This is a genomic window from Kribbella sp. NPDC051586, from assembly GCF_044453965.1.
Classification (GTDB): domain Bacteria; phylum Actinomycetota; class Actinomycetes; order Propionibacteriales; family Kribbellaceae; genus Kribbella.
This window is the reverse complement of the sequence record NZ_JBITDF010000005.1, coordinates 126908-152881: the sequence shown is the minus strand read 5'-3', so window position 1 is coordinate 152881 and position 25974 is coordinate 126908. Positions and strand designations below refer to the sequence as shown.

Annotated in this window: 27 protein-coding genes; 12 read left to right on the top strand and 15 right to left on the bottom strand. The window is 68.8% G+C overall.

Annotated elements, in window-relative coordinates; genetic code table 11:
* The gene (locus ACIA58_RS34255) at positions 1-252 is read right to left on the bottom strand and encodes a WhiB family transcriptional regulator (protein WP_130383822.1); all 252 of its coding nucleotides are present in this window, start codon (positions 250-252) and stop codon (positions 1-3) included.
* Between the two features lie 387 nt (positions 253-639).
* Here ACIA58_RS34255 and ACIA58_RS34250 point away from each other — a divergent pair, with 387 nt between their 5' ends.
* The gene (locus tag ACIA58_RS34250) at positions 640-1050 is read left to right on the top strand and encodes a hypothetical protein (RefSeq protein ID WP_396407990.1); all 411 of its coding nucleotides are present in this window, start codon (positions 640-642) and stop codon (positions 1048-1050) included.
* A 4-nt stretch (positions 1051-1054) separates the two neighbouring features.
* Here the strand turns inward: ACIA58_RS34250 and ACIA58_RS34245 are convergent, their stop codons facing one another.
* The 8 genes from ACIA58_RS34245 to ACIA58_RS34210 all read right to left on the bottom strand — a co-directional run bounded on the left by ACIA58_RS34245 (position 1055) and on the right by ACIA58_RS34210 (position 7890).
* Complete coding sequence (locus ACIA58_RS34245; RefSeq protein WP_396408711.1) at positions 1055-1810, bottom strand: RNA polymerase sigma factor SigF; 756 nt, start codon at positions 1808-1810, stop codon at positions 1055-1057.
* Between the two features lie 115 nt (positions 1811-1925).
* Complete coding sequence (locus tag ACIA58_RS34240; protein WP_396407989.1) at positions 1926-2318, bottom strand: anti-sigma regulatory factor; 393 nt, start codon at positions 2316-2318, stop codon at positions 1926-1928.
* A 179-nt stretch (positions 2319-2497) separates the two neighbouring features.
* Entirely contained in the window at positions 2498-3280 is a 783-nt protein-coding gene (locus ACIA58_RS34235) for an amino acid ABC transporter ATP-binding protein (RefSeq protein ID WP_396407988.1), read from the bottom strand.
* Positions 3280-4248, bottom strand: a complete 969-nt coding sequence (locus ACIA58_RS34230; protein ID WP_396407987.1) for an amino acid ABC transporter permease — start codon at positions 4246-4248, stop codon at positions 3280-3282. The genes ACIA58_RS34235 and ACIA58_RS34230 overlap by 1 nt, the downstream gene beginning before the upstream one ends.
* A gap of 7 nt (positions 4249-4255) precedes the next feature.
* Positions 4256-5170: an ABC transporter substrate-binding protein gene (locus ACIA58_RS34225; RefSeq protein ID WP_396407986.1), complete on the bottom strand. Its 915-nt coding sequence runs from the start codon at positions 5168-5170 to the stop codon at positions 4256-4258.
* Between the two features lie 293 nt (positions 5171-5463).
* Positions 5464-6219: an amino acid ABC transporter ATP-binding protein gene (locus tag ACIA58_RS34220; RefSeq protein ID WP_396407985.1), complete on the bottom strand. Its 756-nt coding sequence runs from the start codon at positions 6217-6219 to the stop codon at positions 5464-5466.
* Position 6220: 1 nt separating this feature from the next.
* A complete protein-coding gene (locus tag ACIA58_RS34215) occupies positions 6221-7057 on the bottom strand; it encodes an amino acid ABC transporter permease (protein ID WP_396407984.1) in 837 nt (278 codons plus the stop codon).
* Positions 7054-7890, bottom strand: a complete 837-nt coding sequence (locus tag ACIA58_RS34210) for an ABC transporter substrate-binding protein (protein ID WP_396407983.1) — start codon at positions 7888-7890, stop codon at positions 7054-7056. The genes ACIA58_RS34215 and ACIA58_RS34210 overlap by 4 nt, the downstream gene beginning before the upstream one ends.
* Before the next feature lie 190 nt (positions 7891-8080).
* On the opposite strand from ACIA58_RS34210, the gene ACIA58_RS34205 reads away from it, so the two are divergent.
* The 6 genes from ACIA58_RS34205 to ACIA58_RS34180 all read left to right on the top strand — a co-directional run bounded on the left by ACIA58_RS34205 (position 8081) and on the right by ACIA58_RS34180 (position 15046).
* Entirely contained in the window at positions 8081-9280 is a 1200-nt protein-coding gene (locus tag ACIA58_RS34205) for an NADP-dependent malic enzyme (protein WP_396407982.1), read from the top strand.
* Positions 9281-9525: 245 nt separating this feature from the next.
* Positions 9526-10680, top strand: coding sequence for an extracellular solute-binding protein (locus ACIA58_RS34200; RefSeq protein WP_396407981.1), 1155 nt, complete (start codon positions 9526-9528; stop codon positions 10678-10680).
* The gene (locus tag ACIA58_RS34195) at positions 10677-11621 is read left to right on the top strand and encodes an ABC transporter permease (protein WP_396407980.1); all 945 of its coding nucleotides are present in this window, start codon (positions 10677-10679) and stop codon (positions 11619-11621) included. The genes ACIA58_RS34200 and ACIA58_RS34195 overlap by 4 nt, the downstream gene beginning before the upstream one ends.
* Positions 11621-12430 (top strand): ABC transporter permease, encoded by an 810-nt coding sequence (locus ACIA58_RS34190; protein ID WP_396407979.1) that lies wholly within the window; start codon positions 11621-11623, stop codon positions 12428-12430. The genes ACIA58_RS34195 and ACIA58_RS34190 overlap by 1 nt, the downstream gene beginning before the upstream one ends.
* A gap of 7 nt (positions 12431-12437) precedes the next feature.
* Positions 12438-13502 (top strand): ABC transporter ATP-binding protein, encoded by a 1065-nt coding sequence (locus tag ACIA58_RS34185; RefSeq protein WP_396407978.1) that lies wholly within the window; start codon positions 12438-12440, stop codon positions 13500-13502.
* Positions 13499-15046: an inositol monophosphatase family protein gene (locus tag ACIA58_RS34180; RefSeq protein ID WP_396407977.1), complete on the top strand. Its 1548-nt coding sequence runs from the start codon at positions 13499-13501 to the stop codon at positions 15044-15046. The genes ACIA58_RS34185 and ACIA58_RS34180 overlap by 4 nt, the downstream gene beginning before the upstream one ends.
* A gap of 22 nt (positions 15047-15068) precedes the next feature.
* Here the strand turns inward: ACIA58_RS34180 and ACIA58_RS34175 are convergent, their stop codons facing one another.
* Entirely contained in the window at positions 15069-16394 is a 1326-nt protein-coding gene (locus ACIA58_RS34175; protein WP_396407976.1) for a hypothetical protein, read from the bottom strand.
* A 45-nt stretch (positions 16395-16439) separates the two neighbouring features.
* Positions 16440-17168, bottom strand: a complete 729-nt coding sequence (locus tag ACIA58_RS34170) for an alpha/beta fold hydrolase (RefSeq protein ID WP_396407975.1) — start codon at positions 17166-17168, stop codon at positions 16440-16442.
* A 65-nt stretch (positions 17169-17233) separates the two neighbouring features.
* Here ACIA58_RS34170 and ACIA58_RS34165 point away from each other — a divergent pair, with 65 nt between their 5' ends.
* The 4 genes from ACIA58_RS34165 (at position 17234) to ACIA58_RS34150 (ending at position 19488) form a co-directional block, all read left to right on the top strand.
* Positions 17234-17593 (top strand): MerR family transcriptional regulator, encoded by a 360-nt coding sequence (locus tag ACIA58_RS34165; RefSeq protein ID WP_396408710.1) that lies wholly within the window; start codon positions 17234-17236, stop codon positions 17591-17593.
* A 23-nt stretch (positions 17594-17616) separates the two neighbouring features.
* On the top strand, positions 17617-18585 hold the full coding sequence (locus ACIA58_RS34160; RefSeq protein ID WP_396407974.1) for a zinc-binding dehydrogenase: 969 nt from the start codon (positions 17617-17619) through the stop codon (positions 18583-18585).
* Positions 18586-19092: a GNAT family N-acetyltransferase gene (locus ACIA58_RS34155; RefSeq protein ID WP_396407973.1), complete on the top strand. Its 507-nt coding sequence runs from the start codon at positions 18586-18588 to the stop codon at positions 19090-19092.
* 96 nt (positions 19093-19188) lie between these two features.
* Complete coding sequence (locus ACIA58_RS34150; RefSeq protein WP_396407972.1) at positions 19189-19488, top strand: WhiB family transcriptional regulator; 300 nt, start codon at positions 19189-19191, stop codon at positions 19486-19488.
* On the opposite strand, the gene ACIA58_RS34145 is transcribed toward ACIA58_RS34150, so the two are convergent.
* The gene (locus ACIA58_RS34145; protein ID WP_396407971.1) at positions 19485-20720 is read right to left on the bottom strand and encodes a sodium:proton exchanger; all 1236 of its coding nucleotides are present in this window, start codon (positions 20718-20720) and stop codon (positions 19485-19487) included. The two genes, ACIA58_RS34150 and ACIA58_RS34145, sit on opposite strands and share 4 nt — an antisense overlap.
* 114 nt (positions 20721-20834) lie before the next feature.
* Here ACIA58_RS34145 and ACIA58_RS34140 point away from each other — a divergent pair, with 114 nt between their 5' ends.
* A complete protein-coding gene (locus ACIA58_RS34140) occupies positions 20835-21185 on the top strand; it encodes an ArsR/SmtB family transcription factor (RefSeq protein WP_396407970.1) in 351 nt (116 codons plus the stop codon).
* On the opposite strand, the gene ACIA58_RS34135 is transcribed toward ACIA58_RS34140, so the two are convergent.
* The 3 genes from ACIA58_RS34135 to ACIA58_RS34125 are packed head-to-tail and all read right to left on the bottom strand — an operon-like array spanning position 21182 to position 25958.
* Complete coding sequence (locus tag ACIA58_RS34135; protein WP_396407969.1) at positions 21182-21907, bottom strand: AAA family ATPase; 726 nt, start codon at positions 21905-21907, stop codon at positions 21182-21184. The two genes, ACIA58_RS34140 and ACIA58_RS34135, sit on opposite strands and share 4 nt — an antisense overlap.
* Before the next feature lie 24 nt (positions 21908-21931).
* Positions 21932-22108 (bottom strand): DUF6104 family protein, encoded by a 177-nt coding sequence (locus ACIA58_RS34130; RefSeq protein WP_165546322.1) that lies wholly within the window; start codon positions 22106-22108, stop codon positions 21932-21934.
* A 1-nt stretch (position 22109) separates the two neighbouring features.
* Entirely contained in the window at positions 22110-25958 is a 3849-nt protein-coding gene (locus ACIA58_RS34125) for a multifunctional oxoglutarate decarboxylase/oxoglutarate dehydrogenase thiamine pyrophosphate-binding subunit/dihydrolipoyllysine-residue succinyltransferase subunit (protein ID WP_396407968.1), read from the bottom strand.
* Between the last annotated feature and the right edge of the window lie 16 nt (positions 25959-25974).

Here is a 25974-nt window from a genome sequence, read left to right as displayed (position 1 = left end):
TCAGGCGGTGCGAATGCGCTGGCGGGCATTGCGGCGCTTGAGAGCGCGGCGCTCGTCCTCGCTCAGGCCGCCCCAGACACCGTGGTCCTGGCCGGCTTCCAGCGCCCACGCCAGGCACTGCTCACGCACGTCGCAGCGTCGGCACACCTGCTTGGCCTCTTCGATCTGCATGATCGCAGGGCCGGTGTTGCCGATGGGGAAGAACAGTTCCGGGTCCTCGTCGAGGCATACGGCCCGGTGGCGCCAATCCATGGCGGATCCCATCTCTCTCAGTAGTTGACGTAAGCTGACGGGTAGGTCTGTGCCCAATCAGCGGTGCTGTACTCGTCGGTTCGTCCCGCACCGGGGGGTTTGGTGCGATGCGTTGTGAACGCATTCACGAACGAGACCATGTTCCCAATCTTGGGGGATCGAAACAAGGGTTATGGAGTTGTCGATCCGATCACAACGCTTCCTTAACACTTGGAACTGGCGCAGGGTTGTACTCCCCATCCGGTTATCGGACAGAGCCGTTCTTCCGCAATCGCCCGTTCACTGCAGGTAACCGTTCCAACCATCTTTTGGTTACGCACAACCCTCAAATCCCTGTAGGGCCTTGGGTCCGCGAGGCCGCCGGGAGCATGGCACTAAGCTGGCGAAGTGCCGATCGACTCCCCAGCTGCCGCCGTCCCGAGACCGCTCAAGCTAGCTGCGGCAGTGGTCGCTTTGGAAGGCCTCGCGCTGATCGTTCTGGGAATTGGCGAAGCCTTGACGATTCATGGCGATCGCTTGGTGCTCGGCCTGACCACAGCCGGCTTCTTCCTCGTGTACGGCGTTGCGCTCGGCTTCGTCGCCCGCGGTCTGTGGAAGGCAGTGCGCTGGAGTCGCGGACCGACGGTGTTCACGCAGCTGATCCAGCTCCTGGTGGCCTACAGCTTCTGGGGCGGGTCGACCAAGGCCGTCACGGTCGCGCTCGCCGTCGCGTCCGTCGCAGTACTGATCTGCGTGTTCCAGAAGGCCTCCACCGACGCCCTGGCCGGTGGCGAGGCCAACGATCACCCGGTGCTGTAAGGGGCTATTCCTTCAGCAGACCGGTCCGTAGCTCGGTCAGCGTCCGGGCGAGCAGCCGGGAGACGTGCATCTGCGAGATCCCGATCTCCTCGGCGATCTGGGACTGCGTCATACCGCGGAAGAACCGCAGCGTCAGGATCCGCTTCTCCCGGGTGTCCAGCTGTGCCAGGAGCGGCTTCAGCGACTCTCTGTACTCGACGCTCTCCAGCGCCTCGTCCTCGCCGCCGAGACCGTCCAGGACCGTCGTCGCGTCGGTCTCGTTCTGATCGGGAGCATCCAGGGACAAGGTGTTGTAAGCGTTCGCGGACTCGAGGCCCTCGATCACCAGATCCGGCGAGAGCCCGAGCCGGTCGGACAACTCGGCCACGGTCGGCGCCCGGCCGAGCTCCTGCGTCAGCTCCGCGGTCGCCGCGGTCAGCGACAACCGCAGTTCCTGCAGCCGCCGCGGCACCCGGATCGCCCAGCCCTTGTCCCGGAAGTACCGCTTGATCTCACCCAGGATCGTCGGCGTCGCGTACGTCGAGAACTCGACGCCGCGGTCGGAGTCGAACCGGTCGATCGCCTTGATCAGGCCGATCGTGGCCACCTGGACCAGGTCGTCGTACGGCTCGCCGCGGTTGCGGAACCGGCGGGCCAGATGCTCCACCAGCGGCATGTGCAGCGAAACCAGGCCGTCCCGCGCCGCAGTGTGCGCAGCGTCTCCTGGGCCGGCGGCGGCCATCCGCCGGAAGTAGTCCGCCGTCCGGGTACGCAGATCCATGGATTCCCGGGCCTCACCCGGGACCTGGTCGTCACTCACGCCGCAGCCTCGCCGGCGCTCGGCTCAGGCGCGAGTGATGACACTGCTCTGCTCATCGTTCGCTCGCTGCGCTCACTCACAGGGTCTCCGTCGCGGTGGCGGTCGCCGTCACGGTGATGGTCAGCCGGCCGTCGTTGGTCTCCGCCGCGGCCGACTCGACCAGCGCGGTCAGCACCGTCCAGCCGAACGAGTCGGTGTCCGGCATCCAGCCGCTGCGCACCAGCGCGCTCGCGCGCACGGTCAGCTGCGGCGGCTCGATCTCGAACACGCAGTCCAGCACGCCGTCGGCCGCCTCCGGCAGCAGCAGCGCGCAGGCCTCGTCGACAGCGATCCGCAGGTCGTCGATCGCGTCCACGGTGAAGTCGTTGCGGGCAGCGAGATTGCCGACCACGGCTCGCGGTACGGCGATGTAGGCACCGTCCGCCGGGATACTCAGGCGGACCTCAGCGGCTCGTCCCGTGCTGCTCACATCGTCTCCTGTGCTTTTGGCCGGGCCTTCGGCACCGGCGTGTCATGGGGCCCTTGGCTCCCGGCCTTCCCTCGTCGCTCCGGTCGCTCCGCTCCCTGCGCTCCTCGGTCCAGGCCGGGAGGGCCCCATGACTCTGGGCGGCACCACGTGTGCGACTCGTACTCCGACCGTACCCGAACTCAGGGGTGCTCGTGCTCCGAGCGGAGGCGTGACAGGAAGGTCTGGGTGCGGGAGTGCTGGGGGTTGTTGATGACGTCCTTGGGCGGGCCGGCCTCGACGACGACGCCGCCGTCCATGAAGACGACGGTGTCCGCGACCTCCCGGGCGAACGACATCTCGTGGGTGACCACGATCATCGTCATCCCGTCCAGCGCCAGCTCGCGCATCACCGCGAGCACCTCGCCGACCAGCTCGGGGTCGAGCGCCGACGTCGGCTCGTCGAACAGCATCAGCTTCGGCTGCATCGCCAGCGCCCGCGCGATCGCCACCCGCTGCTGCTGACCGCCGGACAGCTGCGCCGGGTAGGCGTTGCAGCGGTCCGCGAGCCCGACCCGGTCGAGCAGCTTCATCGCCCGCTCGCGCGCGACCTTCTTGGACTCGCGCTTGACCTGCGTGGGCGCCTCGACGATGTTCTCCAGTGCGGTCTTGTGCGGGAACAGGTTGAACCGCTGGAAGACCATCCCGATCTCGCGCCGTTGCGCCGCGATCTCCTTGTTCTTCAGGCGGTACAGCTTCCCGCTGCGGTCGGCGTACCCCATCAGTTCCCCGTCGACCCAGATCCGGCCGCCGTCGATCGTCTCGAGCTGGTTGATGCAGCGCAGGAACGTCGTCTTGCCCGAACCCGACGGCCCGAGCAGGCACACCACCTGCCCGCGGTCGACGTCGAGGTCGATGCCCTTCAGTACCTCGTTGTGGTGGAACGACTTGGTCACGTTGACCGCGTGTACGAGCGTTTCGGTCATCACGCGCCTCCTGCCCCGGCCGGCCGCGCGGCCCGCGGCGCCTTGGTGGTCCCGAAGCCGCGGCCGAAGTGCCGCTCGAGGAAGTACTGACCGACCATCAGCACGCTGGTCGCGGCCAGGTAGTACAGCGTGGCCGCGACCGCGATCGGGAATGTCTTGTAGTACGTGCTTCCGATCGACTGCAGCTGGTAGAACAGCTCGCCGATCACCGGTACCGCGAGCAGCAGCGACGTGTCCTTCAGCATCGCGATCGTCTCGTTGCCGGTCGGCGGCACGATCACTCGCATCGCCTGCGGCAGCACGACCCGGCGCATCACCTTGCCGCTGCTCATCCCCAGCGCCTCGGCCGCTTCGGCCTGGCCCTTGTCGACGCTCATGATGCCCGCGCGCGCGATCTCGGCCATGTACGCCGCCTCGGACAGCCCGAGTCCGATCACACCGGCGACGATGCCGGTGAAGACCTGGTTGGCGTCGAGGGTGCCGAACCGCCAGTCACCGGACATCCCGAGCCAGTCGATGATCTTCCAGTCGAAGGGGATCCCGAACGCGATGCCCTGCGGGAACAGGATCCCCAGCGTGCCCATCGTGAACAGCAGGATGTAGCGCGGGATGCTCCGGAAGAACCAGGTGAACACCCACGACACCCCGGCCAGGATCGGGTTGTCCGAGAGCCGCATCACGGCCAGCAGGACGCCGCCGCCGACGCCGACGATCATCGACAGCACGGTGACCAGCAACGTGCCCTTGATGAAGCCGTTGATCACCGGCTGCTGGTTCATCGCCTGGAAGACGAAGCGCCAGTCGAAGGCCTTGTTCGTCACCAGCAGGTGCACGAGCATTGCGGCCAGGACCACGATCACGGCGATCGCGACCCAGCGGCCGGGATGCCGGACCGGTACGGCGTTGATCGCCCCCGGCCGATCGGGGCTCGCGTCCGTCGGCCGGGTCTCAGCGGTATCCGTGCTCATCGAAGCCTCACGGGTTCACGGCGAAGTCGGTCAGCGCACCCGAGTCGTTGTTCCACTTCTGCAGCGTGCTCTTGTAGGTGCCCTCGGTGTTCAGGGCCTTCAGCGCCTCGGTGATCGACTGCGCGAACGCCGTCTCCGCCTTCGGGATCACATAGCCGTACGGCGCGGCGTCGTAGATGTCACCGAGCTGCTCGAGCTGACCGTTGGTCTGCTTGATCGCGTACAGGACGACGGGGGAGTCGGCCAGCATCGCGTCGGCCTTCCCGGCGACCAGGTCCGCGGTGGCCTGGTCCTGCTTCTCCCGGACGACCAGCTTGATCTCCGGCTTGCCGGCGGCCTTGCACGCGGCCTGCCGCTTCGGCATGTCGTCCTCGAGCTGCGTCGTACCCTTCTGCACCGCGACGGTCTTGCCGCACGCGTCGTCGGCCTTGACGCCCTTCGGGTTGCCCTTCGCGGTCGCCCAGAGCGTGCCGGCGTTGAAGTAGCTGACCATGTTGACCTGCGCCTTGCGCTTGTCGTTGATCGTGAACGACGAGACGCCGACGTCGTACTTGCCGCTCTGGACGCCGGTGATGATCGTGTCGAAGCCGGCCGGCTGCCAGTCGACGGTGACGCCGAACTTCTGCGCCACCGCGTTGAACAGGTCGACGTCCATGCCGACGACGGTCTTGCCGCCCTGCAGGAACTCGTTCGGCGGGTAGCTGGCGTCCACGCCGACGACGATCTTCCCGGCCGACTTGATCTTCGGCGGCAGCGAGCCGCTCAGGTCCGCCCCGCTGCTGGACGGCCCGCTGGACGGAGCGCTGGAGGGGGCGCTCGACGGCGAGGTGGACGAGCCACCCTCGAGAGAGTTCGAACCGCAGCCGGCGGCGGCGAGAACCAGGACGCCGGACAACGCCAGCGCCCTACGCAGGACAGACATCTAGGTCCTCCAAACCCGGGCACCGGTCGGGCCCGGTGCCATGTGTCCGCATCTTGACACAGCGACCTGCGGACAACGCACGGACCAACCCCGAATGGAGACCTATTCGTAGTCTCCTGCCCCCCACACTGCGCCCCGTCGACCACCCGGCCACGCACCGTCACCACCGCCAACCCCCGACTTTGAGAAGCCACCAACCACATACGCAGCGCGAAAATGGTCGGTGGCTTCTCAAAGTCGGGTGGAAAGGAGGGGAGGGACGGGGAGAGAGGGGACGGGGAGGGGACGGGTGGTTACGGGGTGGGGTCGACGTGGGTCGGGTCGAGGACGCGGCGCAGGAACGTCCGGGTGCGCTCCTCCTTCGGGTCGCCGATCACGTCCGCGGGCGGGCCCTGCTCGACGATGACGCCGCCGTCCATGAACACGACCCGGTCGGCCACCTCGCGGGCGAAGGCCATCTCGTGCGTGACGACGAGCATCGTCATACCGTCCAGTGCGAGCTTGCGCATGACCGTGAGCACGTCGCCGACGAGCTCGGGGTCGAGCGCGGACGTCGGCTCGTCGAACAGCATCAGCGCCGGGTCCATCGACAGCGCCCGGGCGATCGCGACCCGCTGCTGCTGGCCGCCCGACAGTTGGGCCGGGTACGCGTCGATCTTGTCGGTCAGCCCGACCCGCTCCAGGTTGGCGCGGGCGATCCGGTCGGCCTCCTCCTGGGTGCGCTTGAGAACGGTGCGCTGGGCAACGGTGCAGTTGGTCAGCGCGGACAGGTGCGGGAACAGGTTGAACTGCTGGAACACCATCCCGATCTGCTGCCGGGCCGCGTCCAGGTGGCAGTCCGGGTCGGTGATGTCCTCGCCGCGGACGATCACCTGCCCCTCCTGCGGTTTCTCCAGCAGGTTCACGCAGCGCAGCAGCGTCGACTTGCCGGACCCGGACGGGCCGATCACGCACACCACCTCGCCCTGCTCGACGGTGAAGTCGATACCGCGCAGGACGTGGTTGCTGCCGAACGACTTGTGCAGGTTCTTGATCTCTACCAGTGCCATTTCAGCGCGTCCTCGCAGTTCGTGCTTCCAGCCGGCGGGCCAGCAGGCCCAGCGGGAGGGTGATCACCAGGTAGCAGAAGCCGCAGACCACGATCGGGGTCAGGTTCGAGTACGTGTTGGCCAGGTCCCGGCCGAAGCCGGTCAGCTCGTAGCCGTCCGCGGCGACGCCGATCATGAACACCAGCGACGAGTCCTTCACCAGCAGGATCAGGTCGTTCGTCAACGGCGGCAGCACGATCCGGAACGCCTGCGGGAGCACGATCTTGCGCATCGCCAGCCCGGCCGGCATACCCAGCGACCGCGCCGCCTCGACCTGTCCCTTCGGCACAGCCTGGATGCCCGCCCGGATGACCTCGGCCATGTACGCCGACGCCACGATCCCGAGCGCCAGCCACACCACGCCGTACGGGTCCCACGGGATCGTCATGCCCGGGAAGGCCAGCGGCAGCAGGCTGAACGCGATGAACACCACGATCGCCGGCAGCCCGCGGAAGAACTCGATGTAGGCGGTCGCGATCCACCGGTACGGACCGACCTGGCTGAGCTTCATCAGCGCCAGCAGCGTGCCGCCGGCCAGACCGATCACGAACGCGCCGGCCGTGTACTCGAGCGTCTTCAGCAGGGCCTTGAGCACGCCGTCGGTGAACGTCGACTTGATGAACTCCGGCTTGAAGAACACGCTGCCGATCTGGTGCCAGTTCGCGACGAACACGGCGACCAGCACCAGCACGACGAGGACGGCGTACTGGATCCAGCGGGAGCGCTGGGCCCGCTGCCGCGGGCTCAGCCCCTTCCGCTCAACGGTTGTCCCGGTCCCAATTTCCGGCGAGGTGCTCACTTCTTCGGCTCAACCCCGAACCACTTCTTGTAGATCTCGTTGTACTTGCCGTCCGACTTCGCCTTGGTCAGCAGGTCGTTGAACTTCGACACGAGCTTCGGGCCGCTGCCGTCCTTGAGCGCGCCGAAGCCGTACTGCTCACCGGTGTTGAACTCGGCGACCACGGCCATGTCCGGGTTGTCCTTGACGAAGTCGTACAGCACGCCGTTGTCGTTGATCGCGGCGGCGACCCGGCCGGACTTCACGTTGTTCTCCTGCAGCGCGAGGTCGTTGAAGGGGATCACCGTGTAGCCGTTCGCGGCGGCGTTCTCGTCGGCGTACTTCTTGCCGGTGGTGTCGGCCTGTGCGCCGAGCTTCTTGCCGCGCAGGTCGGCCAGCGACTTGATGCCGGAGTCCTTCTTGGCCATCAGCACCTGGGTCGCGTCCATGTACGGGTCGGTGATGCTGATCGCGGCCTGACGCTCCTTGGTGATCGTCATCGCGCCCATGCCCATGTCGCACTTCTTCGCCTGGAACGCGGCGCCGGACGTCACCTGCGCCCACTCGATGTTCACCACGTCCTGCTTCAGACCCAGGTCGTCGGCGACCAGGTTGAGCAGGTCCACGTCGAAGCCGACGACGTCGGTGCCGTCCTTGTACTGGAAGGGCTTGTACGGCAGGTGGGTGCAGACGGTCAGCTTGCCGGGCTTGACCAGCGTGATGCCGGCCGCCTTCGCCTTGTCATCGGAACCGCCGCTGCCCGAGTCGTCGCCGCAGGCGGACAGGGACAGTCCGAGTACGGCGGCCAGCGCGACGGTTGCTCGAGTCTTGCGGAGAGTGGGGACGAAGTTCATCGCGGGTTCTCCTCGACAGGGGTTGTGGATCCACGAATCCTGGCACATCGGAGGGGATGTGGGACCCCTCACAGCAGACCAGTCGCCCCTGTGGTTTACTCGGTGCCCCACGGGTGACCCCCTTTGCACCGCGCCGTTCGGACCGAACGCCCACTCACTTTCCGCACGCTTCACCCCGAAGGGTCCCCGCATGGTCGCCCAGCCTTTTTCGCCCGAGATCTCCGATCCGTTCGCCGGTGACGCCGTCTTCGAACTGCACCGCGGCGGCAAGATCGAGGTGACGTCCTCGATCCACGTCAATGACGCCGACGACCTGTCCAAGGCGTACACGCCGGGCGTCGCCCGGGTCTGCACCGCGATCGCCGAGGACCCGACGCTGGTCCGCCGCTACACCTGGAAGTCCAACGTGGTCGCGGTCGTCACCGACGGCACCGCGGTACTCGGTCTCGGCGACATCGGGCCGGCCGCGTCGCTGCCGGTGATGGAGGGCAAGGCGCTGCTGTTCAAGGAGTTCGGCGGCGTCGACTCGGTGCCGATCGCGCTGGACTGCACCGATGTGGACGAGTTCGTCGAGACGGTCGCGCGGATGGCTCCGACGTTCGGCGGGATCAACCTCGAGGACATCTCCGCGCCGCGCTGCTTCGAGATCGAGCGCCGGCTGAAGGAGCGGCTGGACATCCCGGTCTTCCACGACGACCAGCACGGTACGGCGGTCGTCGTGCTCGCCGCGCTCCGCAACGCGCTGCGAGTCACCGGCAAGGCCATCGAGGACATCCGGGTCGTCATCTCCGGCGCGGGCGCGGCCGGGGTGGCGTGTGCGCGGATCCTGCTGCAGGCAGGCGTCGGCGACCTCGCCGTGGTCGACAGCAAGGGCGTGCTGCACGAGGACCGTGCGGACCTGAACCCGGTGAAGCTGTCGCTCGCGCGCGACACCAACGCCGGCGGGATCTCCGGCCGCCTGGTCGACGCGCTCGAGGGCGCGGACCTGTTCCTCGGCGTCTCCGGCGGCACGGTGCCGGAGGAGGCCGTCGCGCGGATGGCGAACGACGCGATGATCTTCGCGCTGGCGAACCCGAACCCCGAGGTCCACCCGGACATCGCGCACCGGCATGCCGCGGTGGTCGCGACCGGCCGCTCCGACTTCCCGAACCAGATCAACAACGTGCTGGCCTTCCCGGGCATCTTCCGCGGGGCCTTCGACGCCAACGCGTCGCGGATCACCGAGGGCATGAAGCTGGCCGCCGCCGACGCCCTCGCCGGCCTGATCCCGGCCGACGACCTCCGCCCCGGCTACATCATCCCGTCGCCGTTCGACGAGCGGGTCGCCCCGGCGGTCGCCGCCGCGGTGGCCGCAGCCGCCACGACCGACGGTGTGGCCCGTCCCGTCTGATCCAAAGTGTTGCTCAGAGCAACTTTTTCTTTGCGTCCGGCAACTGCCGGTCGCGGTTCGCCGAGAGTTCCGGATCGGTACGCCCGCCGTCTGCACGGACGTCGGAAACGGGTCGCCTGGTTGGTTTCCACCAATTGTCAAACGCTTCTTGGAAAGCTATTGACTTAACAAACCTGCCGCAGCCACCATTGGCGTGGTTTTGCCCGCCGGGCATTCCGCACCAGTACCGATGGTTGGAGGCTTCCATGAAGCTCAGGCCCGCATTCGGGGTCGTCGCAGTGGTCGCGGCCGCGGCCCTCACCCTGACCGGGTGTGCGCAGAGCAGCACCGCCGCGAAGGGCGGAGGTGCCGGCGATGTGAAGACGGTCAGGGTCTTCATCAGCGGCGACACGAACATCCAGAAGCTGTGGGTGAGCGACCTAGGGCCGGCGTTCGAGAAGGCCAACCCCGGCTACAAGGTGCAGATCACCCTGGACCTGCACGGTGAGCACGACGCCCAGACGATGGCGAAACTGTCGGCCTCGGTCGCGCAGAAGAAGGATCCCGGCTTCGACCTCGTCGACGGCGGGTTCGTGCCGAAGGCGTCGGCCGCGAACTTCCTCGACCCGGTCGATCCGTCGAAGGTCTCCGCGCTGTCCGACATTCCCGCCGACGTCGTCAAGGCCGGCGGGACGGGCGGAATCCCGTACCGCGGCTCCTCCGTGCTGCTGGCCTACGACACCAAGACCGTGCCGGCCCCGCCGAAGACGCTGGACGACCTGCTCGCCTGGATCAAGGCGAACCCGGGCAAGTTCACCTACAACTCGCCCAAGTCGGGCGGCTCCGGCGGCTCGTTCGTCGCCACGGTGCTGGACAAGTACGTTCCGGCCGACACCCGCCAGAAGATGACGGTCGGCTACGACAAGGGCCTCGAGTCGAACTGGGACCAGGGCTTCGCGACCCTGCACGGCCTCAACCCGTACGTGTACCAGAAGGGCGTCTACCCCAACGGCAACCAGCAGGTGCTGGATCTCCTCGCGAGCGGGCAGATCTCGATGGCGCCGGTGTGGTCCGACATGTTCACGACGGCCGTCGCGAACGGCGCGGTCCCCTCGACGGTGAAGGCCACCCAGATCTCCGACCCGTCGTTCACCGGCGGCGCGGCCTATCTCGGCGTACCGGCCAGCAGCCCGAGCAAGGACGCGGCCGTCAAGCTCGCGAACTTCGTCCTGGAGCCCGCGCAGCAGGCCCTGATCGTCAAGGACATCTCGGGCTACCCGGCGATCTCCCTCGACAAGCTGCCGCAGGAGCTCCAGGGCAAGTTCGCCAACGCCGACACGAACAACCTGCGTAAGGGCTACTTCGACTCGATGACCAAGGATCTCAACAACCTCTGGGACCAGAAGGTTCCCGGCAAGTGACCGCTGAGGTCGAAGCCCGCCCCGCTGTCGTCAGGCCCGTCGCCGCCCGCGCGGCGGCGGGCCGGACGCGGGGTCTGCTGATGGCGCTGCCGCCGATGGCACTGATCGCGATGTTCATCGGCTTCCCGGTGGTGCTCGCCTTCGGCTTCAGCCTCGGCTTCACCGGCGGCCTCAACCGCACCGTCGCGCTCATCGGCCAGAACGTCCACAGCGCCCACGGCATCGTCCCGACGTTCTCGGCGTACGCCGAGATGTTCACCAACGCACGGTTCCTCGGCGACCTGTTCGTCACGGCCGTCGTCACCCTGGTGAGCACCGTCGTCGTCATCCTGCTCGCGGTCGGCATCGGGCTCTATCTCAAGTTCTCCGGCGGGTGGATCGGCAAGGTGCTGTCCACCCTCGCGATCGTCCCGCTCTTCATCCCGGTCGTCATCGCCTCGTGGGCCATCCTCGGCTTCTACTCCGCGAACGGGTTCCTGCGCAGTGTGGCGGCCCAGTTCGGGCTCGGCTTCCCGGTCTGGTCCTACACGTTGGTGACCGTGGTCATCGGCTCGGTGTGGACGTCGCTGCCGTTCGCGACCCTGCTGGTCACCTCCGGGCTGCAAGCCGTCCCGCAGGCGATGATCGACGCCGCTCGCGACGCCGGCGCCTCCTTCTGGCGGGTGGTCGTGAGCGTCGTGGTGCCGATGGCGGGGGTGCCGATCATCATCGCGACGACGTTCACCGCGATCGGGATCCTCGGCTCGTTCACCGTGCCGTACTTCACCGGCCCGAACTCGCCGAACATGCTCGGGGTCGACATGTCGAACTACTTCTCCTCGTTCAACCAGCCGCAGCAGGCCGTGGTGATCGCGTTCATCGTGTTCGCGATCGCGTCCGGGATCGCAGCGGTGTACGTCTGGGCGAACTTCCGCTCCGCCAAGGAAAGCGGGGCGGTGTGATGGGCCGGGCAGCCTCCCGCGCGCTGGTCGTCGTCTTCGCCGCCGTACTGGCGCTGTTCATCATCGGACCGCTCGGCTGGCTGGCCGTACGGGCGTTCGCGGCGACCTGGACCTACCCCCACCTCGCCCCGGACGCGTGGACGTTCAGGTGGTGGAGCGTCGTCTTCAGCGACCAGGCGCTCGGGATGGCGGTGCAGAACTCGCTGTTCTTCGCCCCGATCACCGTGCTCGTCTCCGCGCTGATCTGCCTGCCCGCGGCCTACGCGTTCGCGCGCTTCGAGTTCCCGGGACGGCGGTTCTTCCTGATCGGGGTGTTCGCGGCCAACGCGTTCCCGAAGATGGGGCTGTTCGTCTCGCTGGCGGCGCTGTTCTACGCGCTGAACCTGATGAACACGATCCTCGGCATCCTCGTCGTCCACGTGCTCGGCACGGTGGTGTTCATGACGTGGATCCCGGCCGCCGCGTTCGCCGCCGTACCGCGCAGTCTCGAGGAGGCCGCCCGGGACGCCGGGGCCTCCAAGCTGCGGACCTTCTTCAGCGTCACCCTGCCGATGGCTCTCCCGGGCATCCTGGTGGCCGCGATCATGAGCTTCCTCGCGTCCTTCGACGAGGCCCAGGGCACGTACCTGGTCGGCGCGCCGGACTACATGACGATGCCGACGCAGATGTACAGCCTCGTGCTCAACTACCCGACCCAGGTGGCGGCGGTCTTCTCGATCCTGCTCGCCATCCCGTCCGTCGCGCTGCTGCTGGCCGCGCACAAGCACATCATCGGCGGCCATCTCGCCGAGGGCTTCCAGATCAAGTAAGGGCGCCATGACGACCGACACAACCGAGTCCCAGACCGTTGCCACCGACAGCGCCCCGGGTGCGGGCGGCCTTGACATCCAGGGCCTGCACAAGGTTCTCGGCGGGCGGAGCATCATCGAGAGCCTCGACATGGTGGTCCACCCGGGTGAGCTGGTCTCCCTCCTCGGCCCGTCGGGCTGCGGCAAGACCACCACCCTGCGGATGATCGCCGGCTTCCTGACCCCCGACGCGGGCTCGATCAAGGTCGGCGGCCGCGAGGTCGTACACCTCGGCCCCGAGCGCCGTCCCAGTGCCATGGTGTTCCAGAACTACGCCCTCTGGCCGCACATGACGGTGGCGAAGAACGTCGCCTTCCCGCTGAAGCTGCGCAAGCGGCCCAAGGCGGAGATCGCGGAGCGCGTCGACGCCGCCCTCGCGCTGGTCAACCTGATGCACCACAAGGACTCGCGCCCGGCCCGGATCTCCGGTGGCGAGCAGCAGCGTACGGCGCTCGCGCGGGCGCTCGTCCAGGAGCCGGAACTGCTCCTGCTCGACGAGCCGCTCAGCAACCTCGACGCGAAGTTGCGCGTCAAGGTCCGCGAGGACATCCGGGAGATCCAGCAGCGCCTTGGCATCACCACCGTCATCGTGACGCACGATCAGGAGGAAGCGATGTCGGTCTCGGACCGGATCGCGGTCATGAACGACGGCCGGATCGAGCAGTTCAGCACGCCCGCCGAGCTCTACAGCACTCCGGCCACGGAGTTCGTGGCGACCTTCATCGGCAGCCTCAACCGGCTCGAGGGACGGATCGAGGACGGGCGGGTCCGGTCCGGCCCGCGAGTGGTCGGGATCCGGCCCGAGGATGTCGTCTTCACCTCCGAACAGCGTCCCGGCGGGCTCGCCGCGACCGTCGAACGGGTCGTCCCGCGTGGGCATTTCGCCGAGCTGTACCTGCGCCGCGAGGACGCGGAACTGCGTTCCTACGTGACCGGTGTCCCACCCGCCGTCGGCGCCAAAGGCTCGGCCCGGATCGAGAAGTGGCTCGAGTTCGAGGACGGCCGGCTCGTCGGTCAGGGGAAGTCGGCATGAGCGTTGCCCCCGTCCGCACCTCAGGGCGCGTACCGCAGGCCATCGCACACCGCGGCGACGTCGAACGGCACCGGGAGAACACGATCCCTGCCATCCGCTCCGCCCTCGAATCAGGCGCCGGGTTCGTCGAGGTCGACGTCCGCGTGACGCGGGACGGCCACGTCGTAGTCCTGCACGATGCGACGCTCGAGCGCCTCTGGGGTCTCGATCGGCAGGTCTGCGAGCTCGACTGGGCCGATGTCGCGGCGCTCGGTGACGCGCAGAACCGCATCCCGCTTCTCAGCGAGGTGCTGCCGGTCCTGGCGGGGACGTCGTCGACCCTGGTGATCGACATCGGCTCGCCGGAGATCGCCGAGGCCGCGGCACGGGTGGTGCAGGACTCCGGGGCGCGGGTCGCCTGGTGCGGCGATTTCGACGCGATGGCGGTCGTCCGGGCACCCGACCCGGAGGCGAGCATCTGGCTGCCTTGGGACCGCCGCGACGTACCACCCGCGGACCTCCTCGCGCACCTGCGGCCGGATGTCGTCAACTCGGAGTACCTCCTGCTCAGCCAGGAGATCGTCGACGCCGTCCATCGCGCCGGGCTCCGTGTCGCGTGCTGGACGGTCGACGACGAGGACGCCATGCGCTGGGTTCTCGCTCTGGGCGTGGACGCGATCACGACGAACCGGCTCAGCCTGCTCCGGAAGGTCGTCGCGGAGGGGCCGGCGTCATGGGCACAGGCACCCCGACCCGTCGGGCTCACCGGTGACGAACTGGTGGAGGCGATCGCGGTCGCCCGCGAGCTCGCGGAGTGGGCCAACGAGTTCACCCGGAACGCCGACCTCGGCGACGTCCGGACGAAGGCGAACGCCGCGGACCACGTCACGGCAGTCGACATCGCCGTCGAACAGCAGGTGCGCACCGTCATCGCCGAACGGCTGCCGGGCCATCTCGTGGTCGGCGAGGAAATGGGCGGCGCCGCCAGTCCCAACGTTCCCTGCTGGTACGTCGACCCCGTCGACGGAACGGCGAACCTGGCCAACGGCGTGCCGTGGACGGCCTTCTCCCTCGCTCTGGCGATCGACCGCGAGCCGTACGTCGCCGTCGTCGGGGACGTCTGGCGCGGGCAGGTGTTCGCCGCCGTGGCCGGCCAGGGCGCCGAGCTGGACGGGCGGCGCCTCGAACTCGACCGCGGCGGAGCCGGCACCGGCCTGGAGGGCAAGATGGTCAGCACCGAACTGCTGAACCATTCGTCGTGGCCCGGCATGGACGTCTTCATGGACGGGCTCCGCGACCGGTTCTGCACGCTCCGGGTGATGGGATCCGGCACCCTGACCCTCGCCGGACCCGCGGGCGGCCGCGGCGCCGGAGCCGTGATCGAACGCTTCAACCCGATCGACCACCTCGCCGCCGCACTCGTCGTCCGGGAAGCGGGTGGCGTGCTCCTCGACGACCGCGGCGCCGAGAACGTCTGGCCCGAGTCCGGCGGCATCCTGGCGGCCCGGCCCGAGCACGCGGCGGAGCTCTACGACCTCTGGTCGGCCGCGCGCGGCCCGCGGTGACGGACTCGCTCCGAGCTGACCGTTAGCCGCGCACGATCAGCTGGTCCCACCACTGGCCGGCGCGGTGGAGCACGGCCTGGTCACGACCGCCGGACTCGACGTACCCGGTCATGGCCAGGCGCGAGTAGACCGCCGACATGGTGCCTCGGCCCGACCCGTCGTACCAGCCGCCCCGACGGACCGGGTCGTCGCCGGTGCCGGGAAACGTGGTGCGATCGAGGTCGAGCCAGGGAAAGCCGGCCGGGACCGGCAGCTGGGTCGACTCGATGAAGCGGTGCGTGTAGGCGATCTTCGCGTCCAGTCCGTGCCAGAACTGCCCGGGTGCGAGCACGGTCTGCGGAGGAGTGCCCCGCCAGTACGACGCGAGCCAGGCGGCCGAGCGCGGGACCTTGACCCGGTTGTCGCGGACGGCCTTCAACGCCGTACCCATCTGGGCGATCGCGTTCGGCGACCAGCCGTAGGTGATCAGGTACGGGTGCTCGCCGGTCTCCTCGCCGATCTGGTACGTCGCCCCGTCGAGCGGGAACCCGGCGGGCGCGCCGGCGTAGATCAGCCCCGGATCGATCGTCGTGGTTCCGAGCAGATGCCGCGTTCCGGCCGCGGCCGCGTTGTTGTACGCGGCGGTGTGGAACCGGCCGAAGCCGATGGCCAGGGCGCGGACCGCGGCGTACTGGTCGAGCGACAGCATCGCGGGTGCCCAATGCTCGACGTCCCAGGTGCCCATGTTGCCGTTGTCACCCGCGATGAAGTGCGGGAACGAGCCGACATACCGGTCATTGTGGAAGGAGCCGACGGCTTCCTGGTAGGTGTACTGCAAGGCCGCCAACCGGTCGAGCATCGCGCGGGCCGCGGTGTCGGCGGCCTGGATCCGGGCCGGGTCACCCGATTGCTGCTCGAGGTACTTCGCATAGCCGGTCAGCAACTCGGCGCGGCCGCTCAGCGTGCGGATGTCACCGGTCCGCAACACCTTGTCGGGCTGCGTGGCGTACAGGTCGAGAATCGAGTCCGCGAACGTGTCGAGGTTCGTGCGCAGTTGAGGAATCCCTTGCAGATAAGGGCTGTCCAGCAATTGCAGTCCGATGTCCGTGCTCATGTGGTCCGGTCGCCGCTGCAGGATGTAGCCGAGCAGGTCGTCGGCTTCCTGCTTCTGCGCCGGGTCACCGGTCGCGTCGTAGATCGCCGCGAGCGCCGCGAACGCGTGCGTCGCGCCCTCGAGACCCGGACCGGTGGGAACTCCATCGGCCGTGATCTGCAGATAGGCGCCGGTCACGGGTGGCTCCGGCGCGGCCACAGCCGGCCCGGTCAGCAGAGCGGCGGTGAGACCTGCGATCACGAGCGCACGAAACATCGGTCCTCCTCGGGCGGGATTACGGTCAAGACCGTTAATTCCGGATCAAACCACATCCCGGCTGTCGAGGAAACCCCTGACCAGCCCGATCCACTCCGTCGGTGCCTCCACGAACGGCAGGTGCCCGGACGCCAACTCGGCGTACCTGGCGCCCTCGATGCCGGCGGCAACCTCCCGGTGGTGGTACGGCGTGACCAGGTTGTCGTGGGTGGTGGAGATGACGAGTGTCGGTACGGCGATCGCGGCGAGGTCCGCCCGTATGTCGACGGTGTCGATCAGGTCGAGCTGGTCCGGCGTGCCCGGTGGAACGTGTTCGGCCGCGCCGGCCAGGGAGTCGGCGAGCTCCTGCGGCGTGCGGTGGTCCAGGTACGGCGCGCCGACGCCGACCAGGTGCATGAAGTCCGCGAGGTGGTCGGTGTCGAGGAGCTCGCGCCACAGCTTGACCAGCAGGGTGAACCGCGGAGTCGGCTTGGCGAACGGAGCCGTGAGAACGAGCGCCGCGACCCGGTCCGGGTGCCGGACGGCCGCCCGTACGGCCAGCGCCGTACCGAGAGAGTAGCCGACGATCGCGACGCGGTCGTGTCCGTCGGCGGCCGCGACGAGTTCGTCCGCCAGGAGATCGAGGGCGAGCGGCTCGGGCCGGCGCGGGGCGGCGCCGGAGCCCGGTAGGTCGGGCCCGATGACGGTGCGATCGATCGACAGGTCGTCGATGAGGGCGGCGAAGTTCGCCTGGATGCCGCCGCCCGCACCATGGGCGAGCAGAACTGGGGTCATACACCGGAGGCTAAACTCCGACATTGGTGTCAGAGTCAAGTCGCCGAGGGTGTGATCGCGTGCGGATGCGGGAAATGGTCGGCCGGACCGGCGTGAGCGAGCGGCTGCTGCGCTACTACGAGGACCAGGGACTGCTGCACCCGGAGCGGCTCCCGAGCGGATACCGCGAGTACGCCGACGCCGATGTCGAAGTGGTCGGCCGGATCCGGTCCTTACTGGCGGCGGGGCTCTCGACCGCGACCATCGCCCGGACGCTTCCCTGCGTGACGGATCGCCTGGAGCCGATGTGCCCGGAGCTCCTCGAGCAGCTCAGGCAGGAGCGCGAGCGGATCAGTTCGTCGATTCAGGCGCTCGAGGACTCGCGGCGGCTGCTGGACGGAGTGCTGTCCAGGCCGATGGTGAATTCGGTAACTGACGCACGCTGAGCCGCGGGTCTAGGGTGGAGCGCATGCTTGCCGCTTACGCTGCCAAGTTCGACGCCGACGACCCAGTAGCTGCGCTCGAGGTGGGGGAGCGGCCCGATCCGACGGCGCCCGACGGTTGGGTGACCATCGACGTGCGGGCGACCGCGCTCAACCATCACGATCTGTGGTCGTTGAAGGGGGTCGGGCTGGCCGAGCAGAGCCTGCCGATGATTCTCGGCTGCGATGCGGCCGGGGTGGACGCGGACGGGAACGAGGTCGTCGTGCACGCGGTCGTCTCGGATCCGGCCTGGAAGGGCGACGAGACGCTCGACCCGAAGCGGTCACTGCTGAGCGAGCGGTACCAGGGCACGCTCGCGCAGAAGGTCGCCGTACCCGCGCGGAACGTCGTACCGAAGCCGGCCGGGATGAGCTTCGAGCAGGCGGCGTGCCTGCCGACGGCGTGGCTGACGGCCTACCGGATGCTGTTCACGCAGTCGGGGCTCAAGCCGGGCGACACCGTGCTCGTGCAGGGCGCGGGCGGTGGCGTCGCGACCGCGCTGATCACGCTGGCCCGGGCGGCCGGGATCCGCGTCTGGGCGACCAGCCGGGACGAAGGGAAGCGGTCGAAGGCTCTGGAGATCGGCGCGCACGACGCGTTCGAGTCCGGGGCGCGGTTGCCGGAGCGGGTGGACGCGGTGATGGAGACGGTCGGGCAGGCGACCTGGTCGCACTCGCTCAAGTCGCTCAAGCAGGGCGGCACGCTCGTCATCTCCGGCGCGACCAGCGGCCAGGCGCCGAAGTCGGCCGAGCTGAACCGGATCTTCTTCCTGCAGCTCCGCGTCCAGGGCTCGACGATGGGCACCCGGACCGAGCTCGCGGAGCTGGTCCAGTTCATGACGAACGCCGGGATCTCGCCACACATCGACTCGACCCTGCCGCTCGCCGACGCCCGCGACGGCTTCGCGAAGATGAACGCAGGCGACGTCTTCGGCAAGATCGTCTTTACTGTCTGAGTGCGACAACCCGAGATTCGCCCGGTCACGCTCGACGACTCCGAGGCCGCGGCCTGGTGTCACCTGCTCTGCTGGCGGGAGGCGTACGCCGGGCTCATGCCGGCCGACCTGCTCCTGGAGCGTACGTCGAACATCGAACGCCGGATCGAACGCTGGACCACACCCCTGGGCGAGGGCCGGCGCCGCTGGATCGCGGTGAACCCGGACCCGGAGGCGCCGGTGCAGGACCGTGTGGCCGGTTTCGTCGGCATCGGCCCGGGCCGCGACGAGGACGCGCCGGTGCCGTTCGAGCTGGAGGCGATCTACACCCGGCAGGCGTTCTGGAAGACCGGGCTCGGCACCCGCCTACTGGATGTTGCCGTCGGCAAACAGCCCGCGTTCCTCTGGGTCTTCGAGGCGAACGAGCAGGCGCTCGGCTTCTACCGGCGGCACGGGTTCGCGCCGGACGGCGTCGGCAAGCACGATCCGTACTTCGATCTGCGCGAGATCCGCCTCGTCCGGACCTGACGTTTCACGCCGGAAACACGGGCGTCGCACCGGGGCAACGCGACGGGTTCAGGCTGTTCCTACCGATCCGCCCGATCGATGAGGAGCGATGAGCCCATGAGGCCTACTGTGACGGTGATCGTCGATCCGGCCGACCGCTGGATGACGAAGGCCGCGTGCGTCGGACAGGCGCCGTCGTACGACGAGACCGCGACGCCCTGGGAGCAGCGGAAGGCGCAGGCGCTCTGCCTGACCTCGTGCCCCGTGATCGAGGAGTGCCGGGAGTGGGCCCGCCGGACGAAGTTCACCGGCACCGCCGCCGGCGAGAAGTTCCTCTCCGGCCGCCGCCGCGGCCGACCCGGGCCCCAGGAGCGCCGCAACCGCCCGGCCGTCGTCGAGGAACAGCAGGCCAGCTAGACGTTGATCAGCTCGTCGGCGCGTTCTGCGTCGACGGGCTGTTCCGTCCGGCGGAACGGCGAGGTGAGCGTCCGCAGTACCTGCTCGCGGTTGTGGATCGTCGCGCCGATCGCCAGCACGAGGTAGACCGCGCTGATCACGTACCGCCCGGTCTGTCCCGGCACGGCGAACTGGACGGCGAACAGGCCCAGCAGCGTCCAGGCCGCCCAGCGCGGGAAGCGCAGGTTCAGCAGGATCGCGATGCCCAGCAGCGTCTGGGTGGCGGTGAGGAGGAACTCCTCCACCTGCCGACCGTCGAGGTGCAGCGCGGCACCGCCGCCGCCGATCCCGTACGCGATCGGGAGGCTGCCGATCAGCAGGGTCCACTGGTTCACCTTGGCCGAGATCAGCAGGCCGAGCGCCGCGGCGCCCTTGCCCCGCCAGGCGAACAGGATCGCCACGATGAACTCCGGCGCCTCCGATGCCAGCGGCGCCAGCCACTGGACCAGCAGGAACTGGTCGATCCCCAGCGCCTGCCCACCCTGGACGAGCGAATCCGCGAACGGCTCCGCTGCGGCCAGGATCACAGCGGCCGAAACCAGGAACATCGCAGTCACGGTGATCCGCCGCTGCAGCTTCGGCAACCCGCCGATGGTCGCCGCCGGGCCGATCAGGTCGGGCTCGTCGTCGTGCTCCGACGTGGCCGCCCGGTACAGGTAATAGGCGAAGAAGGCGAGCAGCAGGATGCCGAGCACCAGGTGGATCTCGCCGGTCACCGGGATCACGAACGCGACCACTCCGGCGACCGCGAGGAAGCCCAGCTCCCGGCGGTACCCGGACTCGAGCACCAGCGCCTTCACCGATTGCCCGCTGCGCCGCGAAGCGACGTACAGGCTGATGAGGACGACGGCCGACCAGCCGAGGCCGAGGAGCAGCCGGTTCGACCCGGTCATGTTGGCCGCGGCGAACTGCACGTAGGCCGGATTCGAGCCGGCGGTGTGGGCGAAGTACAGATCCACCGCGTACTCCGGCAGGACCGCGATGACGGCCAGCAGTGCGATCGCCAGACCGCCCGAGATGTCCATCTCCGCCGCCTCGGCCGCCCATGCGAGCACGAACGACGCGGCGACCACGGCGAGGCCGAAGATCAGCATCGAGGCCAGTGCCGGCGGGTGTGTGCCGGTGACCCGGAGAGCGACCGCGGGGATCGCCACCAGGAGCAGCAAGAGCACAGGGCGGAGGGCTCGGAACATGGTTCCAGCCTGCCACCGTTTCGATACTTTCGCAATTGCGAAAGTGTGAGACCGTTGTCACGACGGCCCGGCGAGCTGTCCGCAGACCGGTCTACCGGTCACAATGACTGCGCGATGACCAACCCTGAACCGACGAAGGCTCAGCTCGATTCCGCCGCGGGCACCTTCGCCATGCTCTCCGCGCCCGTCCGGCTGCACCTGGTGTCGCTGGCCGCGCAGGGGGAGTACGACGTCGGCACCCTGGCGGAGCGCGTCGGCGTGAGTATCGCCACCGCGAGCCAGCACCTCGGCAAGCTCCGGCTGGCCGGCATCATCACCGCGCGCCGCGAGGGCCGGCGGCACATCTACACCGTGGACGACCCGCACGTGCTGAACCTGGTCGACCAGATCTTCGAGCACATCGCCCCCGACGGCACCCTCGCGCCAGACCCACCACGCCGCACCCGCCCGCCGCACACCGGCTAGAGCACATGCCGCAGGTACCTCTGCGGTGCTTGCAGGTAGGCCTTCCAGTTCTGCACGAGCTCCAGCTCCTCCCACGTCGTACGCCGGATGCCCCACTCGCCGACCTCGAGGATCGCCGCGCCGGGCAAGGCCGCGATGACGGGGGAGTGCGTCGCGCACAGCACCTGTGAGCCGCTTTCGGCGAGACGGTTGAGCACGCCGATCACGGCGAGGCTGCTGGAGAAGGAGAGCGCGGACTCGGGCTCGTCGAGGCAGTAGAACCCGCGTCGGCTGAACCGGTCGTTGATGAGGTTGAGGAAGCTCTCGCCGTGGCTCATCTCGTGGAAGACGGGCTCGGGCGGTCCGGAGGTCTTCGGGTTGCGTTCGAGGTAGCTGTAGAAGCCGTGCATCGTCTCCGCACGCAGGAAGAAGCCGGCCCGCTTGGCGCCGACGCCGCGGGTCAGCAGGAGATCGTCGGCCAGCGGTGACTCGGTTGCGCGGGTGGTCAGCCGCGCGCCGGTCGAACCGCCTTCGGGGGACAGGCCGAACGCGACGGCGATCGCCTCGACGAGCGTCGACTTGCCGGCGCCGTTCTCGCCGACGAGGAATGTCACGCCCGGTTCGAGGTCCAGGCCGTCGGTCAGGAGCTGGCGTACTGCGGGGATCGTGTGCGGCCAGTGGCCGGACGGACGAATGCCCTCCGCCGCGGCAACCCGGCGTACGGGCTGCGAGGCGAAGGGCATTCGCTCAGGTTACTAGTCGTCCTGCTAGTCGTCCTCGTCGTCCAGCCGAGCCAGCCAGGTGGCGAAGCGCTCGATCGGCGTCTCGAACTCGGGGTTCAGGTCGACGAACTCGCGCAGCCGTTCGGCCACGAAGGCCAGCGTGACATCCTCCTCGCCACGCCGCTTCTCGAGCTCCTCGATCCCGCGGTCGGTGAAGTACACGTCAGCTGAACGCCTGCTTCAGCAGCGTCGTCTGCTCGGTGCCGTGGACACCGTGCGAGCCGACCGCCGGGGCGGCCATGGCCGGCCGGGACACCCGGTAGAACGGCTTGCCGCCCAGGTGCTCGGTCAGGTTCAGCGCCATGAACGGCCACGGACCCTGGTTCGCCGGCTCGTCCTGCACCCAGCGGATCTCGGTCGCGTTCGGGTACTTCGCCAGCTCGGCCGCGATCTCCTCGGCCGGCAGCGGGTACAGCTGCTCGACCCGGAGGATCGCGGTGCTGATCTTGTCCGGCTCGACCTTCTTGCGCTCGGCCAGCAGGTCGTACACGATCCGGCCCGAGGCGAGGACGACCCGCTCGACGGTGGCCGGGTCGGCGTCCGCCTCGGCGTCGTGGATCACCGGCCGGAAGGTGCCGTGGGTCAGCTCCTCCGGCTGCGACACGGCCTCCTTGCGGCGCAGCAGCTGCTTCGGCGTGAACACGACCATCGGGTTGTGCTCCTCGCCGAGCGTGTGCCGGCGCAGCAGGTGGAAGTACGACGCCGGGGTCGACGGCTGCGCGACGGTCATCGCGTTCTCCGCGCACAGCGCCAGGAACCGCTCGATCCGGGCCGAGGTGTGGTCCGGGCCCTGGCCCTCGTAGCCGTGCGGCAGCAGCAGCACGACACCGGACTTCTGGCCCCACTTCGCCTCACCGGACGAGATGTACTCGTCGATGACCGACTGCGCGCCGTTGACGAAGTCGCCGAACTGCGCCTCCCACAGGGTCAGCGCCTCCGGGCGTGCCACGGAGTACCCGTACTCGAAGCCGAGGGCGGCGTACTCGCTCAGCAGCGAGTCGTAGACGTAGAAGTTCGCCTGGTCGTCGTCGAGGTTCTGCAGGGGGACGTAGTCCTGGCCGTTGACCCGGTCGATGACGGCGGCGAACCGCTGCACGAACGTCCCGCGGCGGCTGTCCTGACCAGCCAGCCGGACCGGACGGCCCTCGAGGAGCAGCGAGCCGAAGGCGGTGATCTCCGCGCTGGCCCAATCGATCGGGCCCTCGGTGATCGCGTGCGCCCGGCGCTGCAGCTGCGGCATCACCTTGGGGTGCACGGTGAAGCCGGCCGGCAGCGTGGTGTGCGCGTCGGCGATCTTCTTCAGCACCTCGGGCGTGGTCGCGGTCGCGTCCGGGCCTTCCGGCTTGTCCGGGTACACCGGGGCGGTCACGTACGGCGCCGGGGTGTCCGGCTGGCTCTTCGCCTCGCGGACCTCGGCGAAGACCCGCTCGAGCCGGTGCTGGAAGTCCATCATCGCCTGCTCGGCCTCTTCGATCGTGATGTCGCCACGACCGATCAGGGCCTCGGTGTAGAGCTTGCGGACCGACCGCTTCTGCTCGATCAGGTCGTACATCAGCGGCTGCGTGAAGCTCGGGTCGTCACCCTCGTTGTGACCGCGGCGGCGGTAGCAGACCAGGTCGATGACGACGTCCTTGTTGAACGCCTGCCGGTACTCGAAGGCCAGGTCGGCGACCCGGATGCACGCCTCGGGGTCGTCGCCGTTGACGTGGAAGATCGGCGCCTGCACCATCCGCGCGACGTCGGTGGAGTACATCGACGAGCGGGACGAGGCCGGCGAGGTGGTGAAGCCGACCTGGTTGTTCACGATCACGTGGATCGTGCCGCCGGTGCGGTACCCGCGCAGCTGGGACAGGTTCAGCGTCTCGGCCACGACGCCCTGGCCGGCGAAGGCCGCGTCACCGTGGACGAGCACCGGCAGCACCGGGAAGGCGGCGCCGCGGTCCAGGATGTCCTGCTTGGCCCGGACGATGCCCTCGAGCACCGGGTCGACGGTCTCCAGGTGGGACGGGTTGGCCGCCACCGACACCTTGATCTTGTCGCCGAACTCGGAGACGAACTCGCCCTCCGCGCCCAGGTGGTACTTGACGTCGCCGGAGCCCTGCACGGTCCGCGGGTCGATGTTGCCCTCGAACTCGCGGAAGATCTGGCCGTACGACTTGCCGACGATGTTGGCCAGCACGTTCAGCCGGCCGCGGTGGGCCATACCGATCGCGACCTCTTCCAGGCCGGCGCCGGCCGCCTCCTCGCACAGCTCGTCGAGCAGCGGGATGGTGGTCTCGCCGCCCTCGAGCGAGAACCGCCGCTGACCGACGTACTTGGTCTGCAGGAAGGTCTCGAACGCCTCGGCCTCGTTCAGCTTGGCCAGGATCCGCAGCTGCTCCTCGCGCGGCGGCTTGGTGTGCGGCCGCTCGACCCGCTCCTGCAGCCACTTGCGCTGCTCGGGGTCCTGGATGTGCATGTACTCGATACCGGTGGTCCGGCAGTAGGAGTCGCGCAGGATGCCGAGGATCTCGCGCAGCTTCATGAACCGCCGGTCGCCGCCGAACGAGCCGGTGGCGAACTCGCGGTCCAGGTCCCACAGGGTCAGGCCGTGGGTCGCGACGTCGAGGTCGGGGTGGCTGCGCTGCTTGTACTCCAGCGGGTCGGTGTCGGCCATGATGTGGCCGCGGACCCGGAAGGCGTGGATCAGCTCGAGGATCCGGGCCTGCTTGCTGATGTCCTCCTCGTGGCTGTGCGGGAGGTCGGCGGCCCAGCGGATCGGCTCGTACGGGATCCGCAGCGACTGGAAGATCTCGTCGTAGAAGCCCTCCGCGCCGAGCAGCAGCTGGTGCAGGCGGCGCAGGTACTCACCCGACTGCGCGCCCTGGATGATCCGGTGGTCGTACGTCGAGGTCAGCGTCATCACCTTGCTGACCGCGAGCTTGGCCATCGTCTCGTCGGCCGCACCCTGGTACTCCGGCGGGTACTCCATCGCGCCCACGCCGATGATGCAGCCCTGGCCGGTCATCAGCCGCGGCACCGAGTGCTGCGTGCCGATCGTGCCGGGGTTGGTGAGGCTGATCGTGGTGCCCTGGAAGTCGGGCAGCGCGAGCTTGTTGTCCCGGGCGCGGCGGACGATGTCCTCGTAGGCCATCCAGAAGTCGGCGAACGTCATCGTCTCGGCGGCCTTGATCGACGGCACCAGCAGCTGCCGGGTGCCGTCCGGCTTCTGCATGTCGATGGCCAGGCCGAGGTTGATGTGCGCCGGATTGACGAGGGTCGGCTTGCCGTCGGTCTCGTCGTACGCCGCGTTCATCTCCGGCAGCGTCTTCAGCGCCTTCACCAGCGCCCAGCCGATCAGGTGGGTGAAGGACACCTTGCCGCCGCGGGCGCGCTTGAGGTGGTTGTTGATGACGATGCGGTTGTCGATCAGCAGCTTGACCGGCACCTGCCGCACGCTCGTCGCGGTGGGGACCGTGAGGCTGGTCTCCATGTTCTGCGCCGTGCGGGCCGGGGCCCCGCGCAGGATCTTCCGCTCGGCGTCGTCGCCCGCCGCGGCCGCGGTCTGTGCGGGCTGCGCAGGCTTCGGCTGGGCGCCGGTCGGCTGGTTCGCCGTGCCTCCGGTCGGGGCTGCCTTCTGGGGCGCGGCGGCCTGCGCAGGGGCCGGCTTCGCGGGGGCGGGCTTCGCGGCGGTGGGCTTTGCGGGGGACTGGGTGGCTGGGGACTGCGTCGCCGCCGCGGCGGCGGGAGCGTTCGAGGCGGGCACGGTCGGCGCGGTGCCGCGGCTCGGCGCCTCGGGCGTCTTGTTGTCGGACACCGCGTCGGGCCGGGGAGCGTCCGACCGGGGAGCGTCGGCCGGGGTCGTCGTCACCGGCTTCGCGTCGCCATCGGGGTTGTACGTCTTGAAGAAGTCGAGCCACGCCGGATCCACCGAATTCGGGTCCTGCTGGTACTTCTCGTACAGCTCGTCGACCAGCCATTCGTTCGCACCGAAGGCTGCTAGGGGGTTGGTGTCTGATGGCTCGGTGGCCACTTGGCAGTTCGCCTCT

What these genes read in the sequence shown, in the direction of transcription:
- ACIA58_RS34145 (WP_396407971.1), bottom strand. Translation starts at nt 20,720, where the DNA reads ATGTTCCGAGCCCTCCGCCCTGTGCTCTTGCTGCTCCTGGTGGCGATC.
- ACIA58_RS34135 (WP_396407969.1), bottom strand. Translation starts at nt 21,907, where the DNA reads ATGCCCTTCGCCTCGCAGCCCGTACGCCGGGTTGCCGCGGCGGAGGGC.
- ACIA58_RS34175 (WP_396407976.1), bottom strand. Translation starts at nt 16,394, where the DNA reads ATGTTTCGTGCGCTCGTGATCGCAGGTCTCACCGCCGCTCTGCTGACC.
- ACIA58_RS34150 (WP_396407972.1), top strand. Translation starts at nt 19,189, where the DNA reads ATGAGGCCTACTGTGACGGTGATCGTCGATCCGGCCGACCGCTGGATG.
- ACIA58_RS34190 (WP_396407979.1), top strand. Translation starts at nt 11,621, where the DNA reads ATGGGCCGGGCAGCCTCCCGCGCGCTGGTCGTCGTCTTCGCCGCCGTA.
- ACIA58_RS34210 (WP_396407983.1), bottom strand. Translation starts at nt 7,890, where the DNA reads ATGAACTTCGTCCCCACTCTCCGCAAGACTCGAGCAACCGTCGCGCTG.
- ACIA58_RS34220 (WP_396407985.1), bottom strand. Translation starts at nt 6,219, where the DNA reads ATGGCACTGGTAGAGATCAAGAACCTGCACAAGTCGTTCGGCAGCAAC.
- ACIA58_RS34140 (WP_396407970.1), top strand. Translation starts at nt 20,835, where the DNA reads ATGACCAACCCTGAACCGACGAAGGCTCAGCTCGATTCCGCCGCGGGC.
- ACIA58_RS34230 (WP_396407987.1), bottom strand. Translation starts at nt 4,248, where the DNA reads ATGAGCACGGATACCGCTGAGACCCGGCCGACGGACGCGAGCCCCGAT.
- ACIA58_RS34180 (WP_396407977.1), top strand. Translation starts at nt 13,499, where the DNA reads ATGAGCGTTGCCCCCGTCCGCACCTCAGGGCGCGTACCGCAGGCCATC.
- ACIA58_RS34160 (WP_396407974.1), top strand. Translation starts at nt 17,617, where the DNA reads ATGCTTGCCGCTTACGCTGCCAAGTTCGACGCCGACGACCCAGTAGCT.
- ACIA58_RS34165 (WP_396408710.1), top strand. Translation starts at nt 17,234, where the DNA reads ATGCGGGAAATGGTCGGCCGGACCGGCGTGAGCGAGCGGCTGCTGCGC.
- ACIA58_RS34225 (WP_396407986.1), bottom strand. Translation starts at nt 5,170, where the DNA reads ATGTCTGTCCTGCGTAGGGCGCTGGCGTTGTCCGGCGTCCTGGTTCTC.
- ACIA58_RS34170 (WP_396407975.1), bottom strand. Translation starts at nt 17,168, where the DNA reads ATGACCCCAGTTCTGCTCGCCCATGGTGCGGGCGGCGGCATCCAGGCG.
- ACIA58_RS34205 (WP_396407982.1), top strand. Translation starts at nt 8,081, where the DNA reads ATGGTCGCCCAGCCTTTTTCGCCCGAGATCTCCGATCCGTTCGCCGGT.
- ACIA58_RS34245 (WP_396408711.1), bottom strand. Translation starts at nt 1,810, where the DNA reads ATGGATCTGCGTACCCGGACGGCGGACTACTTCCGGCGGATGGCCGCC.
- ACIA58_RS34185 (WP_396407978.1), top strand. Translation starts at nt 12,438, where the DNA reads ATGACGACCGACACAACCGAGTCCCAGACCGTTGCCACCGACAGCGCC.
- ACIA58_RS34255 (WP_130383822.1), bottom strand. Translation starts at nt 252, where the DNA reads ATGGATTGGCGCCACCGGGCCGTATGCCTCGACGAGGACCCGGAACTG.
- ACIA58_RS34235 (WP_396407988.1), bottom strand. Translation starts at nt 3,280, where the DNA reads ATGACCGAAACGCTCGTACACGCGGTCAACGTGACCAAGTCGTTCCAC.
- ACIA58_RS34200 (WP_396407981.1), top strand. Translation starts at nt 9,526, where the DNA reads ATGAAGCTCAGGCCCGCATTCGGGGTCGTCGCAGTGGTCGCGGCCGCG.